This is a genomic window from Streptomyces sp. NBC_00876, from assembly GCF_045207435.1.
Taxonomy (GTDB): Bacteria; Actinomycetota; Actinomycetes; order Streptomycetales; family Streptomycetaceae; genus Streptomyces.
Map to the genome: position 1 here is coordinate 1,458,489 of NZ_CP108800.1, position 16,711 is coordinate 1,475,199.

Here is a 16,711-nt window from a genome sequence, read left to right on the forward strand (position 1 = left end):
CCCTTTTCCGGACATTGACGAACGAAGCGACGAACGTCCGGGCGCGGTGCAACGATCGGCCAGCCTACCTCGCGCCGTGTCCGGGCAGGGTCAGGGGGCGAGGTCCGAACGCAGTGCGGAGAGCAGAAAGACGACCGAGCGTTCGCGCTCCGACCATGCGGACGTGTCGAGTTCGACGGACTGCAGGAGCGAACAGGCGACCGTATATCCGTTCTCGGCGAGGGCTGCTCCCAGCGCCTCGGCCTCGTCGCGGGTCGAGGCATGGGTGACGATCCGTTCGGGCCTGCGGTCGGCGACGGCGGTGACGACGGGTACACCGCCGCCCCCGATCCGTACGACGTCGGGCTCCGGCAGCCGTTCCAGCACATGCGGGGCCCGCCCCTCGACGACCTGGAGCTGGACCCCGAAGGCCCGTGCGGCCGCGGCGGTACGCGCACAGGCGGCCGGGTCGCTGTCGACGGCCAGGACCGCCGCGCCGAAGCGGGCGGCCTCCACGGCCAGGGCGCCGCTGCCGGAACCGATGTCCCAGAGCAGGTCGCCGGTGCGGGGTCCGAGATGGGCCAGCTGAGCGGCGCGGAGTCCGGGGGCCTCGCCCTCGCCGCTCTCCCCCTCGGCGTCCTGCCCGGCGCCCCGGTAGGCGTCGGCGGGCAGCGCCCAGCCGCGTACGCCTTGCGGGTAGGCGGGGTGACGGCCCGCGATCCAGGCCCCTTCGGCCCGCCGCTCGGGGCCGCCCCCGATGACGATGACGACGTTGGGGTCGCGCCAGACGTGATCGGCCGCCGCGTCGGAGGTGACGACGGTGACCTGTTCGCGGTCCGTGCCGAGCTCCTCGCAGATGACGAAGGTGCGGTGGACACCTTCGAGCAGCAGGGCGAGTTCGGCGGGGCCCGCGCCGGGCGAGGTGAGGACGGCGACCTTGTGGTGGGCGCGGCAGACGTTCACGGCGCGGCGCAGGGTACGGGGGTGGGCGACGACGGTCTGGGCGTCCTCCCACGGCATGCCGGCCCGGGCGAAGGCGGTGGCGACGGAGGAGACGGCGGGCACCACTTCGACCTCGAGGCCGTGTTCGGGTGCGCGCAGCGTGCGTACGACGCCGAAGAATCCGGGGTCGCCGTCGGCGAGGACCACGGCGCTGCCGCGGTGGCCGGCGATGCGGCGGGCGGCCAGGTCGACCGAGCCGAGGCGGATGCGTTCCGCGGCCTTCGGTACTTCGGGCAGTGCGAGGTGGTGGGCGGCTCCGGCGACCAGGGTGGCGGCCGAGAGCGCGGCGGTGGCCGCTCTGGTCAGCGGTGAGCCGTCCCAGCCGATCACTGTGACCCGGTCGGCCATCTGTTGTCAGTCTCCTGGAGTCGTCGCAGGTGGGGGCTGGTTGCCCGGGATGGGCAGGGTGAGGCTACCTGGTCCGTACCAGTGCGGCTCCGGGGCCCCGGCGCAGGTCAGTTCCAGTCGTTGTACGTGCCGTACCCGCCGGCGTCGGCGAGCTGTTCGGCTACGCCTTCGAGGTCCTCGGGGAGCAGACCCCAGACGATCAGGTCGGTCCTGATGTCGGTCCATCCTCCGTCCTCGGTCTGCGACCGGGCTATGCGGGCGTTGCGCAGGATGCCCTCGCTGATGCAGCCGAGCTTCTGCGCGACCTGCTGGGAGGCCGTGTTGTCGGCGGCGGTGCGCAGTTCGATCCGCTCGAAGCCCCGGTCGCGGAAGAGCCACTGGGCCAGCGCCAGCACGGACTCGGTGGCGTAACCCTCGCCGCGCGCCCACGGGGCGGTGATGTAGTCGGCCTCGGTGGCGAGGGTGCGCCAGTCGGTGTTGCGCAGCCGCACAGAGCCGACGAGGCGCTGGGTGAGGAACTCGGTGACGGCCAGGACGATGCCGTCACCCTTGGTGCGCTGTGCAGGAGCGATCCTGCGGACCCAGCGTTCGGCGTCGACCTGGGTGTAGGGGTGGGGTGCGTCGGTCCAGGCGGTGACCAGTTCGTCGTTCATCATCTCGATGTACGCGGGGAGATCGGCCATGTCGAACGGGCGCAGCACCAGCCGATCCGTGCTGATGGAGATGTCCGGAAAGATGGAAGTCATGCGCAGCTCCATGCCGAAGACCGTGTAAAGGCACAGCATGCAGCATCACACGGGCCCTGCGCATGGGCGGGTCCGCACGACGGAGCCCCGCACACCCGGGCGGGGTGTACGGGGCTCGTCGGGCAAGTGCCGTGCGGGGGTCAGGACTTGGCTGCGGTACCGAAGGCCGGGATGACCGAGCCCTGGTAGCTGTCCTCGATGAACTTCTTGACCTCGTCGGAGTGGAGGAGCTTCACGAGCTTCTGGACGCGGGCGTCCTTCTCGTTGCCCTTCTTCACGGCGATGATGTTGGCGTACGGGTTGCCGTCGGCCTTCTCCAGCGCCAGCGCGTCCGTGGCGGGCTTGAGGTCGGCCTCGATGGCGTAGTTGCCGTTGATGACGGCGGCGTCCACGTCGTTCAGGGCGCGGGGGACGGTTGCGGCCTCCAGCTCCTTGAACTCCAGGCCCTTCTTGTCGGTGATGTCGCTCAGCTTGGCGCTGGTGCCGACGCCGTCCTTGAGGGTGATCAGGCCGTTCTCGGCGAGCAGCTGGAGCGCGCGGCCCTCGTTGGTGGTGTCGTTCGGCACGGCGATGGTCTGGCCGGACTTGATGTCGCCCAGGTCCTTGACCTTCTTGGAGTAGAGGCCGAGGGGCTCCAGGTGCACGGTGCCGACGGAGACGAGGTGGGTGTCGTTCTTCTTGTTGAAGTCGTCGAGGTAGGGCTGGTGCTGGAAGAAGTTGGCGTCGACCTGGCCGGTCTCGGTGGCGGTGTTCGGCAGGACGTAGTCCGTGAACTCCTTGACCTCCAGCTTGAGCCCGGCCTTGGCCGCCAGGTTCTTCTTGACGAAGCCCAGGATGTCGGCGTGCGGCGTCGGGGACGCGGCGACGACGAGGGCCTTGGACGTGTCGGCCTTGGCTCCGGTCCCGGCCTTGGACGCCGGGTCGGAGTCCGTACCGCAGGCGGTGAGGCCGAAGGCGAGTGCGGCGGTGGCGGCGGCAGCAGCGGTGATCTTGATGTTCTTACGCACGAAGAGTGCCTCTTTCAGGTGGTGATGGTGGTGCGCCCGGACAAGGAGTGCGGGCTTGTGGGGAAAGGAAGTCTCAGGAGGTGGTGCGGCCGCGGCGGGCCAGCAGGCGTACCGCTCCGTCACCGATCAGCTGGATCACGGTCACGATGACGATCAGCAGCGCGACGGTGATGAGCATGAACCGGTTGTCGAAGCGCTGGAATCCGTAGGTGACGGCCTTGGACCCGAGCCCTTCGCCGCCGACCGCGCCGGCCATCGCGGAGTAGCCGATGAGCACGATGACGGTGGTGGTGGCGCCGGAGACGAGGGACGGCAGCGCCTGCGGGAGCAGGACCTTGCGGACGATCGTCGGGATGGAGCCGCCCATGGACTGGACCGCCTCGACGAGCCCGTGGTCGACCTCGCGGACCGCCGTCTCGACGAGCCGGGCGAAGAACGGGATGGCGCCGACGGCGAGCGGCACGATCATCGCGGTCGGGCCGATGAAGGTGCCGACGACCCAGGTGGTGAAGGGGATCAGGGCGATCAGCAGGATGATGAAGGGCAGCGAGCGGCCGATGTTCACGATCACGCCGATGACCTTGTTCACCGGGGTGTTCCGCAGAAGTCCGCCCTTGTCGGTGAGGACGAGCAGGACCCCGAGCGGCAGTCCGACCAGGACGGTGACGACCGCGGACCACAGGACCATGTAGAGGGTGTCGACGGTGCCCTGCGTCAGCAGCGGCTGCATTTCGGACCAGGTCACTTCGTCACCTCCTTGGTGAGCGGTGCGGGAATGAGTGCGGGTTCGGCGGCGGCGTCCGTGCTCTGCGCGTCATCGATGACCTCGGCCTGCAGGCCCTGCTCGCGCAGGAAGCCGATCGGGACGACGTTCTCCTCGAACCGGCCGGGCAGCTCGATGCGCATCCGCCCGATCTGCTTGCCGCCGACGGTGTCCATCGCGGCACCCAGGATCGAGATGTCGATGTTGTACGTACGGGAGAGCTGCGAGATCACCGGGCGGGCGGCGGCGTCGCCGTGGAAGGTGACGTCGACGACCGTGGCGTCGGGGCCGGAGGCGCTGCCGCCGACCGGGAACAGCTCATGGGCGAGTTCGGAGCCGGGAGTGGCGAGCAGGTCGCCGACGGTGCCGGACTCGACGATGCGTCCCTTCTGCATCAGCGCGGCCGAGTCGCAGATCGTCTTGACGACGTCCATCTCGTGTGTGATGAGCAGGACGGTGAGGCCGAGCTGCTGGTTGAGGTCGCGCAGCAGCTGGAGAACGGAGCGGGTGGTCTCGGGGTCCAGGGCCGAGGTGGCCTCGTCGGAGAGCAGCACCTTGGGGTCGCCGGCGAGTGCGCGGGCGATGCCGACGCGCTGCTTCTGACCGCCGGAGAGCTGACCGGGGTAGGCCTTGGCCTTGTCGGCGAGGCCGACGAGGTCGAGGAGTTCGAGCGCCTTGCGGGACCGCTCGCGGCCGGTGACGCCGAGGATCTCCAGGGGGAGCTCGACGTTGCCCTGGACCGTGCGGGAGGCCAGCAGGTTGAAGTGCTGGAAGACCATGCCGATGCGGCTGCGCGCCTCGCGCAGTTCCCTGCCTGCCCGGTGGCCCCGGCCCGCGAGGGCCGTGAGGTCCTGGCCGGCCACGGTGACGGTGCCGGAGGTGGGGCGCTCGAGCAGGTTGACGCAGCGGATCAGGGAGGATTTGCCGGCGCCGCTCTGACCGATGACGCCGTACACCTCGCCCTCGCGGACATGCAGGTCGACGCCGTCCAGAGCGGTGACCTCGCGGTCGCGCGACTGGTAGACCTTCGTGAGGCCCGTAGTGGTGATCACAGGGGTTTCCGTCACTGTCGAGTGCGCGGCGCGGTGTCCGCCGGGCACGGGGCATGCGTCCGGTATGAGGCTCTTCGGACGTTTCGATCGGACGTTCGAGCGGGGTCCGGCACAGCCCGGCGCGGCGACGGCCGCGGGGCGACGTGCTCGGACGGGCTCGTTCCGCTGGGTGCGGACGGCACGGGCTCGGTCTCGCTTCGGGGCGCGAGGCTCAGGCGGGGGCCCTCAGAAGGCGCGCATTCGACCCATACAACGAGCACCGGGCGTCGTGATCGCCTCGGTCGCAAGGATGCGGCTGCTCGTCGTGGTCATGGGCCCAAGTAAAACAGACGTAACGTTCCGCCTGAACCCGCCGTCCGGATAGCGGACAGCCGTGGATGGCGCGGCGGTGCCGCCCGACCCGCTGCGACACGTCACCACCACACGGCTGTGACCTGCATTGATACGGATGCAGTGACCCTGGGTGACACCCCTGGCCGCCAGTCCGGAACTTTGTGGCGTTGTGGCCAAGACCACGGCCCCGGCTCCGCCCGCCCTGCCGCCCGCCCCGCGGGTCTCTCTGCGCGCGGGCCGCCCGTCCCGCGGGTCCCGGCGGCCGGGCACGGGGGCGCACGCAGCGGGCGCTTCGGCCCGTAATACCCTCGGTTCATGCTTGACGCCCTGACGATCGCGGTCGGCGTGGCCGCCCTCGCCCTTGCCGCCTGGTGCGCATTCGCCGCCTACCGGGACCAGCCCACCAAGGACTGGCACTTCATCGGGATGGGCGTGGTCTCGCTGCTGGCGCTGGCCCAGCTGGTGGTGGGCGTCGTGCAGATGGCCCGCGGCGAGCGGCCGGAGCAGGGCATGACCATCTTCATCGCGTATCTGATCGGCGCCTTCCTCGCCGTACCGGCGGCAGGCTTCCTGTCGCTGAGCGAGCGGACCCGGTGGGGTTCGGTGACGGTGGCGGCGGGCGCGGTCGTGCTGGCCGTCCTCGAAGTACGGCTCTACGACATCTGGGGAAACTGACCGTGACCGAAACCGATCGCACCCCCGCAGCGGCCGCCGACGAGAGGCAGCCCTTCGATCTGGGCACCGGTCCGGGCCGGGTACTGGTCTGGTTCTACGGCGTGTTCACCGTGGCGGCGGCGTCCCGGGCGGTCGTCCAGATGATCCTGGACTTCGGGAAGGCCCCCCTGGCCTACGTCCTGTCGGCCGGCGCCGCGGCCGTATACGGCTTCATCACGTACTCGCTGGTGCGCGGTGGCGAGAAGGCTCGGCGGACGGCGCTGGTGTGCTGCGCCGCCGAGCTCGCCGGGGTGCTGATCGTGGGTACGTGGACCATGATCGAGCCCTCGGCGTTCTCGGACGCCACCGTCTGGTCGTACTTCGGCAGGGACTACCTGTTCATCCCGGTGATCCTGCCGGTCACCGGGATGATGTGGCTGCGCCGCGCGAGGACCGCGTAGGTCCTTCCTACGCGCTGGCCACGTAGGCGGGCGCGGAGGCCTCCTTCTCCAGGAGGATCATCCTGACCCCGTCCCGGCCGGTGGCGTTGCCCACGGTGGCGTATCCCGCCCGCCGGTAGAGCCGCAGATTGCCCTCGCTGCGGTGTCCGGTGTGCAGCCGGAAGCGGGTGGCCGCCCGCTGGTCGGCGAGTCCGGCCTCCGCCGCGCCCAGCAGCCGGGCGCCGAGGCCGTGGCCCCGGAGCCGGGGGTGGACGCAGAGCCTGCCGATCCGGCCGGTGCCGTCCTGATCCGCCGACCCGCGTACCGAACCGACGACTTCCTCGCCGAGCCGAGCGACGAGCACCACGTCCGTGGCGATCTCGGCGCGCACCGAGTCGAGGGTCTGGACGAGCGGGTCGATCCGGTAGTTCCCGTACAGCTCCGCCTCACTCTGAAAACAGAGGTACTGGAGCTTCAAGATCTCTTCGGCGTCCTGTGCGCTCGCCGCCGAGATGATCACGCTCATGCCCATGTGCGCATGCCTCCCGCTCACCTGATCCGCCGGTTGTCTACCGCTCCTTTCCCCGCAGTTCAGGAGCTACAACCTCCGCCGCCAGCATTCTGCGCAGACATCCAAGGCATCGGGAACGGATCGGACCCAAACTCCCCTGTGACATACCCAACTTCCCTGCGATTTGGCGGTAGGTGGGATCGCCCGGCGCGAGGAAGGCACCCAGTAACTGTGCGCAGCGGCCGGGGAGCCGCTCCACCGCCGCGCGCAGGACCCGGCGTTCGTCCGCGCCGACGGCGGCACGTTCCGGGCAGCCGGCCGGATCGGGGGTGTGCTCGTCGCGGTAGGGGCGCTCGCGACGGGTGGTGCGCCGCGCCCGGCGGGCCTCCGCCCGCACGGTGTCCCGCACCCAGCGGGCGGCGTCCGCGGGTGGCCCCTGGTCCGCCAGCCGTTCCAGCAGCCGCAGCCAGACGGCCTGTTCGAGATCGGCGGGGTCGACCGCCGCGCCGGTGGCGGCCGCGGCGGCCTCCGCCGTCGCCTCCGCGCTGACCAGCGGACGGAGGGCGCTGACAACGGTCGCGGGGACCGGAAGATCGAGAAGCGTCATGCCCCACCCGACGTCCGGCACCGGCCACCGGTTTCCGAACCGGGCGGGCACCACCCGACCGGGGCACGCCCCGGCCGGATGCTGACGTCCCCGGCAGGCCCCGGTGTCGAACGACGGCCGGGGCGTGAGCGCTACTTGCCGGTGAAGTCCGCCGCCGCGAGCAGCGCCGTGTCCGGGTTGTCGGAGAAGATCCCGTCGATGCCGGTGGCGAAGTAGGCGGCGAAGGCGCCGAACGCGTCGCCGTACGCGTTGGGGTCCGTGCCGCGCCGGAAGTCGGCGGGCAGGAAGGTGTTCTCGTTGCGCATCGTGTACGGGTGCAGGATCAGGCCCTGCGCGTGTGCGTCCCGTACCAGGGTGGTGGGTGTGGTGAGCCGGCCGGCGCCGTCCTTGGGGATGATCAGGTCCAGGGTGGGGCCGATGCCCTGGGCGTAGGACGCCATCCACTTGAGCCCCGCCGGCTTGACCAGGTCGTCGACGGTGCGCGGGTCACCGGAGGCGACGAAGTCCCAGGGCCTGGTGCCGGCGCCCGAGAGCAGCACGACGCGCGGGGTGGCGACGAGCCTCGACAACCGCTGGATGCTGCCGGGCTCGAAGGACTGGAGGATGAGCGGAGACTGCGCACGGTGGCGGTTGTAGCGGCGCAGCAGCTTGGCGAGCGGCTCCTCCAGACCGAGGCCGAGGCCGCGGAAGTAGGTGGGGTGCTTCGTCTCGACGTACAGCCAGACGGGCTTTCCGCGCCGGCGGCCCTCGCGGTCGGCCCAGCGCAGGACCTCCTCGAAGGTGGGGATCTCCCAGCGGCCGTCGTACAGGGTGTTCTTCTGGCGGTTGCCCGGGATGCGCTCCTTGGCCCGCAGTGTCTTCAGCTCGGCCAGAGTGAAGTCCTCGGTGAACCAGCCGGTGAGCGGGATGCCGTCGACCGTCTTGGTCGCCCTGCGGCTCGCGAACTCGGGGTGGGCGGAGACATCGGTGGTGGCGGTGATGTCGTTCTCGTGGCGGCACACGAGGTGTCCGTCCCTGGTCGGGACCAGGTCCTGCTCGATGACATGGGCGCCCATGTCGAGGGCCAGCTGGTAGGAGCCCAGCGTGTGCTCGGGGCGGTAGCCGCTCGTGCCCCGGTGCCCGATGACGGTCGGCACCGGCAGGTCGAGGCGGTGACCGCCGCCGTGCCCGCCGGACTTCCCCGCCGTGTTCTGCGCTGCCTGCGCCGTCCCGGTGAGGCCGAGGGCCGCGCTGCCGAGTACCGCGGCCCCCACGCCCATGACGGTCCGTCGTCCGGGACCGGCCTGCGCACGCTCTGTCATGAATACTCCTCGCATGTGATGTCCGGCACCTGTCGGGCGAGGACCGAGCGTAAGCAGCGGTATGGTCCGGACGGCGGCACCTGGACGAACATGGCGCAAACACAGGTCAACACTGCGTATCCACTGAGTGAACCCGATGTGCGATCAGCGAGTACCCGCGAGTATCGTCCTCACCTGCATGGACCCTCTCAATCCGTCGCTCGGCCGGCCCGGCCACTACACCGGAGGAACCGTTGTCCCGACTCGCACTCATCAAGGCAGTGCTCGGACCGATCCTGCGTCTGATGTTCCGTCCGCGGATGGAGGGCATCGAGAACATTCCGGGCTCCGGGCCGGTGATCCTGGCGGGAAACCACCTGACGTTCATCGACTCGATGATCATGCCGATCTGCTGCGACCGTCCGGTGTTCTTCATCGGCAAGGACGAGTACGTCACGGGCAAGGGGCTCAAGGGCCGTCTGATGGCCTGGTTCTTCACGGGCGTCGGCATGATCCCGGTGGACCGGGACGGCGGCCGCGGCGGCGTGGCGGCGCTGATGACGGGGCGCCGGGTGCTGGAGGAGGGCAAGGCCTTCGCGATCTACCCGGAGGGCACCCGCTCCCCCGACGGCCGGCTCTACCGGGGCCGTACGGGCATCGCGCGGCTGACCCTGATGACGGGCGCCCCCGTGGTGCCGTTCGCGATGATCGGTACGGACAAGCTGCAGCCGGGCGGCTCCGGTCTGCCCCGGCCGGGCAAGGTCACGGTCCGCTTCGGTGAGCCGATGGAGTTCTCGCGTTACGAGGGCATGGACCGCGACCGCTATGTGCTGCGGGCGGTGACGGACTCCGTGATGGCCGAGGTGATGCGGCTGTCCGGTCAGGAGTACGTCGACATGTATGCGACGAAGGCCAAGGCCGCCTGAACCGGAGCCCGACGGCGTGGCACAGAACGACAGGGAAGGGCCCGTACCCCGGTTGGTGGTACGGGCCCTTCGGCGTGTCCGTTCCCGTTCGCCGGGCCGCCGGACGGGTGACATCGGGCCTCGCCGGCCACGCTCACGACGGCCGCGCACGGGGTGGTCAGTCGTGCACGATGCCTTCCTCCAGTTCCTGGCCGCGCAGCAGGAACCAGGCGGCGACCGCCGTCGCCAGCAGGACGGCCGCGCCGATGCTCGAGGCGAGTCCCAGTCCGTGGACGAAGGCGTCCTGGGCGGCTGAGACCAGATCGGTCGCCTGGTGTTCGGGCAGGGCCGCGGATGCCTCGACGGCGCCGCCCAGTGATTCATGGGCGGCGGACGCGACATCGGGCGGCGTTCCCGCGGGTGCCGTGAAGTCCTGGTAGACGCTGGTGACGATGGAGCCGAGCAGGGCGATGCCGAGGGCGGCGCCGAGCTCGTACGCCGTCTCGGAGACCGCCGACGCGGAGCCGGCGTGCTCCTTGGGGACGCTGGAGAGGATCACGTCGGACGTCACGGTGAAGGCGAATCCCGCGCCCACGCCGACGACCAGCAGCAGGGCGCCGATCAGCGGATAGGCGGTGTCCTTGTGGACGGCGGCGACCGCCGCCAGCGCCAGGCCGATCGCGCCGAGACCGCCGGTCACCACCACCCGTACGGAGAAGCGGCGGGCGGTGGTTCCGGCCAGCAGACCGGCGGTGACCGCGCCGATGGCCGCGGGCAGTTCCGCGAGGCCCGCCTCCAGCGGTCCGCGCCCCTGCACCAGTTGCAGGAACTGGGAGAGGAAGAAGACCAGGCCGGAGAGACCGAGGATGGTCAGCAGGTCGGCGAGGACCGCGCCGGAGAAGCCCCGGTGGTGGAAGAGCCGCATGTCCAGCAGTGGTGCGGGGAGCCGGAACTGCCGGCGTACGAACCAGACGAGTGCCAGTGCGCCGCCGACGCCCGACAGCGCCACCTCCCAGCTCACGCCGTGTGCGGCCAGTTCCTTGATGGCGTAGACGACGCCGATGATGCCGACCAGGGAGAGCCCCACGCTCGCCACGTCCCACGGTCCGGGCGCCGGGTTCTTCGACTCGGGGATCATCTTGATCCCGACCACCACGAGCACGGCCATGACCGGCAGGTTGATCAGGAAGACCGAGCCCCACCAGAAGTGCTCCAGGAGGAATCCGCCGACGACGGGCCCGACGGCCGCGCCGGCCGAGGCCATCGCGCCCCAGATGCCGATGGCCAGACTGCGCTCGCGGGGGTCGTGGAACAGGTTGCGGATCAGGGCGAGGGTGGACGGCATCAGGGTGGCACCCGCGACACCGAGCAGGGCCCGCGCCAGGATCATCATCTCGGCCGAGTTCGCGTACGCGTTGAGCACCGAGACCGCACCGAAGGCGGTCGCGCCGCAGAGCAGGAGCTTCTTGCGGCCGATGCGGTCACCGAGACTGCCCATCGAGACCAGGAGCCCGGCGATCACGAAGGAGTAGATGTCGCCGATCCAGAGCAGCTGGGTGGCGGTCGGCTCGAGGTCCTCGCTGAGGAACGGGGTCGCCAGGCCGAGCACGGTGGCGTCGACCGCCACCAGCAGCACGGCGAGCACGAGCACGGACAGCGCGATCCACCGCCCGGGGCGGTACAGCTCGGGCGCCGGCTCCGGTTGCTGTTCCATGCTGCTCATTGCTCCACGCTCCGGCGTGCGCCGCCGAGCAGCAACTCGACGATCATGTACGGGAAGTCCTGTGCGGCCACCCGGCCCACCTGGACGGCCCAGGCGCCGCTGCTGATGAGCCCGTAGAGGGCTTCGGTCAGCCAGGCGGGGGTCAGGTCGATGCGGAGCTCGCCGCGTTCCTGGCCGCGCCGGAAGAAGGCGGAGACGCGGGCGTCCAGCCGGTCCCAGCCGGCGTTCTGCTCGTCGCCCTCGAAGAGCTGATTCTCGGTCACGAGGAAGGAGAGCAGCCCGGCGCTCGGCTCGACGGCGACGACGAACCGGTGCAGCGCCTCGTGCGAGGTGCCCTCGTCGAGCGCCGCGGCGTCCAGCGCCGCTTCGAACTCCTGGATCCCCAGCTCCTCCAACGCCCTGACCAGGGCGTCCCGTCCGGCGAAGTGGCGGTGCAGGGTGGCCCGGCCGATGCCTGCGGCTCTGGCGACCTCGTCCATGGTGGCGGTCGACTTACGGGTCAGCAGGGCGGCGGCGCTGCGCAGCACCTGCTCACGATCAAGAGTCATGAGACGACACTAACCCATTTGAGACATCAATGTCTCATCGTTAACCTCTCGCCCCGGCCGCCGGGGCCGGGGACCATGGCGTCATGAAGCCGCTGCTGCTGATCGATATCGACGGTCCGCTCAATCCGTACGCAGCGCTGTCCCGGCGCCGGACGCCGGAGGGATACACCCGGCACCGGATGCGGCCGACCGGGTGGACCTCCGGGCCGCCGCTGCCGGTCCTGCTCAATCACGGCCACGGCCAGGAGCTGCTCGCCCTGGCCGGGCGCTACGAGCTGATCTGGGCGACGACCTGGAAGGACGAGGCGAACGAGTGGATCGGTCCGCATCTCGGGCTGCCCCCGCTGCCGTACATCGACTGGCCGGCCATGCACGGCAGCGCTCCGGACGGGACGTACTGGAAGACGCAGTACGTCGTGGAGTACGCGGCCGGGCGGCCGTTCGCGTGGGTCGACGACGAGATCGGCGACCGGGACCGGACGTGGGTCGCCGGCCAGGGAGCGGGCGGGGCGAGTCTGCTGCTGCGGATAGACCCACGGGTCGGTCTGGAGCGCGCCGATTTCGACGCCCTGGCCGCCTGGGCGGACGGCCGGGCAGCCGGCTGACAGGCCTTGCCCGCGGCGGACCTGCCGGACGCGCTCAGCCCCACGGCAGCGACGCGCGGCGTTGCCAGTACGCCTCCGGCTCCTCGACCAGCGCGTCCAGCCGGGCCCGCCGCTCTTCGTCCAGGACGGGGACGGCCGCGTGGAGGTTGCCGGCGAGCTGGCCGACGGTCGCCGCGCCGGAGAGCACGACCCCGGCCCACGGCTGGTGCAGCACCAGTGCCAGGGCGACGGCGTCGCTGCCCAGCCCCTCCTCGCCGGCGATCTCCCGCATCACGGCGGGGGCCTCCGTTCCCGCGAGCCGGCCATTGGCCATGGCTTCCTTGACGATCACGGTGAGCCCCGCGTCATGGGCCTCGGCGAGAGCCGGTGCGGCCGAGGTCTCCAGCGCGTTGTAGGTGGCCTGGACCGTGCGGAAGAGGGGCTCGCCGTCGACCGTGACGGCGAGGGCGGCCCGGATGGCGTCGGCCTGCGCGGGCCCGCTCGTGGAGACGCCGACACTGACCCCCTCGGCGGCGAGCGCGGCAAGGCGGGCGTGCAGTTCCTTGTCGGTGAGCGCCGGGCTGTCGGGGGTCACCGAGTGGATCTGGTAGAGGTCGAGCCGGTCGCCGAGCAGCGCACCGGTCTCGGCTCGCTGCCGCAGATACGTACCGAGGCTGTGGTCCTTGACCTCGTGCGCCTCGGCGTCGACGCGCCAGTCGGCGGTGTAGGTGTAGCCCCACTTGCTCCCGACCACGACGTCGCCGATCTCCGGCCGCGCGGTCAGCCACTCGGCGAGGAACTCCTCGGAGCGGCCGTAGGAACGGGCCGCGTCGAAGTAGCGGACGCCCTGCGCGTAGGCCGCGTCGAGCAGTTCGTGCGTACGCGCGCGCAGCGCCTCGACGGAACGGTCGTCCGGCAGGTCCCGGTCGCGGTGGAGGTTGATGTAGCCGGGCCTGCCGACCGCTGCCAGGCCGAGCCCGATGTGGGCGGTCGGGGTGGTCGCTGTGGCGAGTCGGGCGAACGGCATCGCGGGCTCCTTGTGGTCGGCAGGAAACTCGACTGCCCCCAACGTAGCCCGCGATGCCGGTCCGGCTACTTACGGGCCGCCGCCCAGGCGTGCTGCGTCGCCAGGTCCGCCTTTACCTCGGCCAGCTGGACGGCGACGGCCGAGGGCGCCGTGCCGCCGCGGCCGCTGCGGGAGGCGAGCGCGCCGGCCACGTCGAGGACCGTGCGGACCTCCGGGGTGAGGTGCTCCGAGATCTTCGCGAACTGCTCGTCGGTCAACTCGTCGAGCTCGATGCCGTGGTGCTCGCACTCCTTGACGCACTCACCGGCGACCTCGTGGGCGACACGGAACGGCACGCCCTGCTTGACGAGCCACTCGGCGATGTCGGTGGCGAGCGAGAAACCGGCCGGGGCCAGCTCCTCCATGCGCTCGCGGTTGACCGTGAGGGTGGCCATCATGCCGGTGAAGGCGGGGAGCAGGACCTCGAGCTGGTCGCAGGAGTCGAAGACCGGCTCCTTGTCCTCCTGGAGGTCGCGGTTGTACGCGAGCGGCAGGGCCTTGAGCGTGGCCATGAGCCCGGTCAGGTTGCCGATGAGGCGCCCCGACTTGCCCCGTGCCAGCTCGGCGATGTCGGGGTTCTTCTTCTGCGGCATGATCGAGGAGCCGGTGGAGAAGGCGTCGTGGAGGGTGACGAAGGAGAACTCCTTCGTGTTCCAGATGATGATCTCCTCGGCGATCCGGGAGAGGTTGATGCCGATCATCGCGGTGATGAACGCGAACTCGGCGACGAAGTCGCGCGAGGCCGTGCCGTCGATGGAGTTGCCCACCGAGCCGCGCTCGAAGCCGAGGTCGGCGGCGACCGCCTCGGGGTCGAGCCCGAGCGAGGAGCCGGCGAGTGCGCCGGAGCCGTACGGCGAGACCGCGGTGCGCTCGTCCCACTGCCGCAGCCGCTCGGCGTCCCGGGACAGGGGCTGCACATGGGCCAGGACATGGTGGGCGAAGAGCACCGGCTGGGCGTGCTGCAGGTGGGTGCGGCCGGGCATGGCCACGTCCGGGTGGGCCTCGGCGAGGCCGACGAGTGCGTCCTGGAGTTCGGCGATCAGGCCGCCGATGATGCGGGCGTGGTCGCGCAGGTACATCCGGAAGAGCGTGGCGATCTGGTCGTTGCGGGACCGTCCGGCGCGCAGCTTGCCGCCGAGGTCGGGGCCGAGCCGCTCCAGGAGTCCCCGCTCGAGGGCGGTGTGGACGTCCTCGTCGGCGATGGTGCCGGTGAACGAGCCGTCGGCGACATCCGCCTCCAACTGGTCGAGCCCGGCCGTCATCCGGTTCAGCTCGTCCTCGGTGAGCAGGCCCGCCGTGCTGAGGGCGCGCGCGTGGGCGCGGGAGCCGGCGATGTCGTACGGCGCGAGCCGCCAGTCGAAGTGGACGGACGCGGACAGGCGGGCCAGCGCCTCGGCCGGACCGTCCGCGAAGCGGGCGCCCCACAGACGTACGTCGCCGTTGCCGTTGCCGTTGCTCACTGCGTGCTCCTCGGGAGTGCAAGGGTTGAATGCGCGGCTGCTTCCCCGCACGCGTACGGAGGGGATGCGGCGGTGACGCCGGGAATCGGGCGAGGTCGCGCTCGGCCGCGATCTTCGGGGAAGGACCGACGATCCCGACAAGGCATAACTATGCAGTCCTCTGCATGAATTGTCAAAGTTGCTGGTGGGAGCGGCCAGGGCCTCTCGTTTGGATCCGGCCTGACCCAAACGAGAGACCCCGGCGCTCTCTAGGCTGCGCTCATGCGACACCTCATCCCCCTGTCCCCCACTCTGTACCTCCCCCCGCGGGACCGCCTCCTGCGGGGCAAACCCCTGGCCGTGGCCCTGGACACGGCCGATCCGGAGGCGTGGGCCGACCTCGGCCGGGAGGTACCGACAGCGACCGCGCGGCGCCCTGGCGTCCTGCCGCTGCGGTCCCTGGTACAGGACCGTCGTGGGGGCGGGCACGGATCGGTCGACTGGGCCACCGCACCCCAGTGGGACGAGGAGGCCCGGGACGTCACCTGGTCACACTTCCCGCCGGGTGAGGCGGAGACCGCGATCGCCCTCTGTCACCACCGGTGGCAGGTGCGCGGGGCCGCCCTGGCGTTCGCCCCGGGACGGCCCGCCCTCCTGCCTCTGCTGCTGGTCCGCTGCGCCGATCAGCAGCAGGGGGTACGGGAGCGGGCCCGCCGCATGCTGGATGCGGCCCTGCGCGAGCCGGGGGCGGATCCCGCGGAACTGGCGCCCCTCGCACTGCGCCTGGGCCCGCGCCCGCACGGAGGCTGGGCCCTGAAGCGGATCCTGGCCGCCGCCGGACCCCGCCCGGCCGGACTGCCGGACCTGCTCCGCGCGAGCCACATGCCGCAGGTCCGGATCCTCGGGGCACGGCTGTCCCTGGAGCTGGAGCTGCTCACGCCCCTGGAGCTCACGGACCTCGTCCTCACCGCCCCGGACCCGGCCGTCCGCCACCTGTGCACCGGCGCACTGCTGGCCCGGGTCACCTCAGGCGATCCCGAGCGGCTCCTCGACCCCCTGCTCACCGCCTCCTCGGCCGTGGCACGGTCCTCCGCGGTCACGGCACTGCACCGGGCGGACCGCGGCCCGGAGGCCGTGTCCCACCTGACCGATCCATCGGCCCGGGTGCGCGCCGCCGCCCGCCTGGTCCTGCGGATGGAGGGCCAGGACCCCCGGGAGCACTACCGCGCCCTGTGCGCCGGCCCCGCCGCTCCCGGCCTGCCGCCCGGAGCGCTGTTCGGCCTGGCCGAAACCGCCGCGCCCGACGCCGCAGCCCTGCTGCGGCCGCTGACGGCACATCAGGAGGGCCGGGTGCGCGCAGCGGCTCTCGCCGCGCTGCGCATGCTGGACGCGGTCTCCCCCGACGAGTTGATGGCCGCCATGGAAGACCCCCATCCACCGGTGGTGCGCACCGCCCGCAAGGCGCTCGTCCCGTACGTCCTGCTCGTCCCGGAGGAGTGGCTGGCAGGCCTGGTGGCCCCCGGCCGCCCCCGGCACCTGCGGCGGTCCGGTCTGCGTCTGCTCTGCGCCCACAGCCCCGCCCTGCGCAAACGCGTACTGGCCGAACTGGAGGACGACGAGGACCCCGAAGTCGCCCACGAGGCCCAACGCGCCCGCTACGAACGGCCGCCCGCCGGTTCCGGTGGATGAAATCGTTACGTGCAACGGCATTCGGCAACGGATAA

At 71.1% G+C, this 16,711-nt stretch carries 17 protein-coding genes; 5 read left to right on the forward strand and 12 right to left on the reverse strand.

The features are described 5' to 3' along the window. Positions 1 to 90 precede the first annotated feature (90 nt). From cbiE to OG782_RS06350, 5 genes are all read right to left on the reverse strand, one after another. Positions 91 to 1,329 carry a precorrin-6y C5,15-methyltransferase (decarboxylating) subunit CbiE gene (gene cbiE / locus OG782_RS06330; protein WP_406448405.1) on the reverse strand — a complete coding sequence of 413 codons (1,239 nt, stop codon included), beginning with the start codon at positions 1,327 to 1,329 and terminating at the stop codon, positions 91 to 93. 107 nt (positions 1,330 to 1,436) lie between these two features. After that, a complete protein-coding gene (locus OG782_RS06335; protein WP_406448406.1) occupies positions 1,437 to 2,114 on the reverse strand; it encodes a GNAT family N-acetyltransferase in 678 nt (225 codons plus the stop codon). Positions 2,115 to 2,215: 101 nt separating this feature from the next. Further along, entirely contained in the window at positions 2,216 to 3,082 is an 867-nt protein-coding gene (locus OG782_RS06340) for a MetQ/NlpA family ABC transporter substrate-binding protein (RefSeq protein WP_406448407.1), read from the reverse strand. Between the two features lie 73 nt (positions 3,083 to 3,155). Beyond that, positions 3,156 to 3,827 carry a methionine ABC transporter permease gene (locus OG782_RS06345; protein WP_406448408.1) on the reverse strand — a complete coding sequence of 224 codons (672 nt, stop codon included), beginning with the start codon at positions 3,825 to 3,827 and terminating at the stop codon, positions 3,156 to 3,158. After that, positions 3,824 to 4,897: a methionine ABC transporter ATP-binding protein gene (locus OG782_RS06350; protein ID WP_406448409.1), complete on the reverse strand. Its 1,074-nt coding sequence runs from the start codon at positions 4,895 to 4,897 to the stop codon at positions 3,824 to 3,826. The genes OG782_RS06345 and OG782_RS06350 overlap by 4 nt, the downstream gene beginning before the upstream one ends. Positions 4,898 to 5,545: 648 nt before the next feature. Here OG782_RS06350 and OG782_RS06355 point away from each other — a divergent pair. Together OG782_RS06355 and OG782_RS06360 are read left to right on the forward strand one after the other, a co-directional pair. After that, positions 5,546 to 5,905 (forward strand): hypothetical protein, encoded by a 360-nt coding sequence (locus tag OG782_RS06355; RefSeq protein ID WP_406448410.1) that lies wholly within the window; start codon positions 5,546 to 5,548, stop codon positions 5,903 to 5,905. Positions 5,906 to 5,907: 2 nt separating this feature from the next. Then, positions 5,908 to 6,345 carry a hypothetical protein gene (locus OG782_RS06360; protein WP_406448411.1) on the forward strand — a complete coding sequence of 146 codons (438 nt, stop codon included), beginning with the start codon at positions 5,908 to 5,910 and terminating at the stop codon, positions 6,343 to 6,345. Positions 6,346 to 6,352: 7 nt separating this feature from the next. Here the strand turns inward: OG782_RS06360 and OG782_RS06365 are convergent, their stop codons facing one another. From OG782_RS06365 to OG782_RS06375, 3 genes are all read right to left on the reverse strand, one after another. Then, the gene (locus OG782_RS06365) at positions 6,353 to 6,856 is read right to left on the reverse strand and encodes a GNAT family N-acetyltransferase (protein WP_406448412.1); all 504 of its coding nucleotides are present in this window, start codon (positions 6,854 to 6,856) and stop codon (positions 6,353 to 6,355) included. A 37-nt stretch (positions 6,857 to 6,893) separates the two neighbouring features. Further along, a complete protein-coding gene (locus OG782_RS06370; RefSeq protein ID WP_406448413.1) occupies positions 6,894 to 7,442 on the reverse strand; it encodes a sigma-70 family RNA polymerase sigma factor in 549 nt (182 codons plus the stop codon). 131 nt (positions 7,443 to 7,573) lie between these two features. Further along, positions 7,574 to 8,743, reverse strand: coding sequence for a glycerophosphodiester phosphodiesterase (locus tag OG782_RS06375; protein WP_406448414.1), 1,170 nt, complete (start codon positions 8,741 to 8,743; stop codon positions 7,574 to 7,576). A 233-nt stretch (positions 8,744 to 8,976) separates the two neighbouring features. Between OG782_RS06375 and OG782_RS06380 the strand changes: the two genes are divergently transcribed. Next, a complete protein-coding gene (locus OG782_RS06380) occupies positions 8,977 to 9,648 on the forward strand; it encodes a 1-acyl-sn-glycerol-3-phosphate acyltransferase (protein ID WP_143626073.1) in 672 nt (223 codons plus the stop codon). A gap of 157 nt (positions 9,649 to 9,805) precedes the next feature. Here OG782_RS06380 and OG782_RS06385 read toward each other — a convergent pair whose 3' ends face one another. Both OG782_RS06385 and OG782_RS06390 read right to left on the reverse strand, forming a co-directional pair. After that, entirely contained in the window at positions 9,806 to 11,350 is a 1,545-nt protein-coding gene (locus tag OG782_RS06385) for an MFS transporter (RefSeq protein ID WP_406448415.1), read from the reverse strand. Continuing rightward, positions 11,347 to 11,898, reverse strand: a complete 552-nt coding sequence (locus OG782_RS06390; RefSeq protein WP_406448416.1) for a TetR/AcrR family transcriptional regulator — start codon at positions 11,896 to 11,898, stop codon at positions 11,347 to 11,349. The genes OG782_RS06385 and OG782_RS06390 overlap by 4 nt, the downstream gene beginning before the upstream one ends. 83 nt (positions 11,899 to 11,981) lie before the next feature. Here OG782_RS06390 and OG782_RS06395 point away from each other — a divergent pair, with 83 nt between their 5' ends. Continuing rightward, positions 11,982 to 12,503, forward strand: a complete 522-nt coding sequence (locus OG782_RS06395; RefSeq protein WP_406448417.1) for a hypothetical protein — start codon at positions 11,982 to 11,984, stop codon at positions 12,501 to 12,503. Between the two features lie 34 nt (positions 12,504 to 12,537). Here the strand turns inward: OG782_RS06395 and OG782_RS06400 are convergent, their stop codons facing one another. Beyond that, positions 12,538 to 13,509, reverse strand: a complete 972-nt coding sequence (locus OG782_RS06400; RefSeq protein WP_406448418.1) for an aldo/keto reductase — start codon at positions 13,507 to 13,509, stop codon at positions 12,538 to 12,540. A 65-nt stretch (positions 13,510 to 13,574) separates the two neighbouring features. Further along, positions 13,575 to 15,008 (reverse strand): argininosuccinate lyase, encoded by a 1,434-nt coding sequence (argH, locus tag OG782_RS06405; RefSeq protein WP_406448419.1) that lies wholly within the window; start codon positions 15,006 to 15,008, stop codon positions 13,575 to 13,577. A gap of 261 nt (positions 15,009 to 15,269) precedes the next feature. Between argH and OG782_RS06410 the strand changes: the two genes are divergently transcribed. After that, entirely contained in the window at positions 15,270 to 16,676 is a 1,407-nt protein-coding gene (locus tag OG782_RS06410) for a hypothetical protein (protein WP_406448420.1), read from the forward strand. The last annotated feature ends 35 nt before the right edge of the window (positions 16,677 to 16,711 follow it).

What these genes read in the sequence shown, in the direction of transcription:
- OG782_RS06375 (WP_406448414.1), bottom strand. Translation starts at nt 8,743, where the DNA reads ATGACAGAGCGTGCGCAGGCCGGTCCCGGACGACGGACCGTCATGGGC.
- OG782_RS06410 (WP_406448420.1), top strand. Translation starts at nt 15,270, where the DNA reads ATGCGACACCTCATCCCCCTGTCCCCCACTCTGTACCTCCCCCCGCGG.
- OG782_RS06395 (WP_406448417.1), top strand. Translation starts at nt 11,982, where the DNA reads ATGAAGCCGCTGCTGCTGATCGATATCGACGGTCCGCTCAATCCGTAC.
- cbiE (WP_406448405.1), bottom strand. Translation starts at nt 1,329, where the DNA reads ATGGCCGACCGGGTCACAGTGATCGGCTGGGACGGCTCACCGCTGACC.
- OG782_RS06385 (WP_406448415.1), bottom strand. Translation starts at nt 11,350, where the DNA reads ATGAGCAGCATGGAACAGCAACCGGAGCCGGCGCCCGAGCTGTACCGC.
- OG782_RS06365 (WP_406448412.1), bottom strand. Translation starts at nt 6,856, where the DNA reads ATGGGCATGAGCGTGATCATCTCGGCGGCGAGCGCACAGGACGCCGAA.
- OG782_RS06370 (WP_406448413.1), bottom strand. Translation starts at nt 7,442, where the DNA reads ATGACGCTTCTCGATCTTCCGGTCCCCGCGACCGTTGTCAGCGCCCTC.
- OG782_RS06390 (WP_406448416.1), bottom strand. Translation starts at nt 11,898, where the DNA reads ATGACTCTTGATCGTGAGCAGGTGCTGCGCAGCGCCGCCGCCCTGCTG.
- OG782_RS06355 (WP_406448410.1), top strand. Translation starts at nt 5,546, where the DNA reads ATGCTTGACGCCCTGACGATCGCGGTCGGCGTGGCCGCCCTCGCCCTT.
- OG782_RS06335 (WP_406448406.1), bottom strand. Translation starts at nt 2,114, where the DNA reads ATGCTGTGCCTTTACACGGTCTTCGGCATGGAGCTGCGCATGACTTCC.
- OG782_RS06400 (WP_406448418.1), bottom strand. Translation starts at nt 13,509, where the DNA reads ATGCCGTTCGCCCGACTCGCCACAGCGACCACCCCGACCGCCCACATC.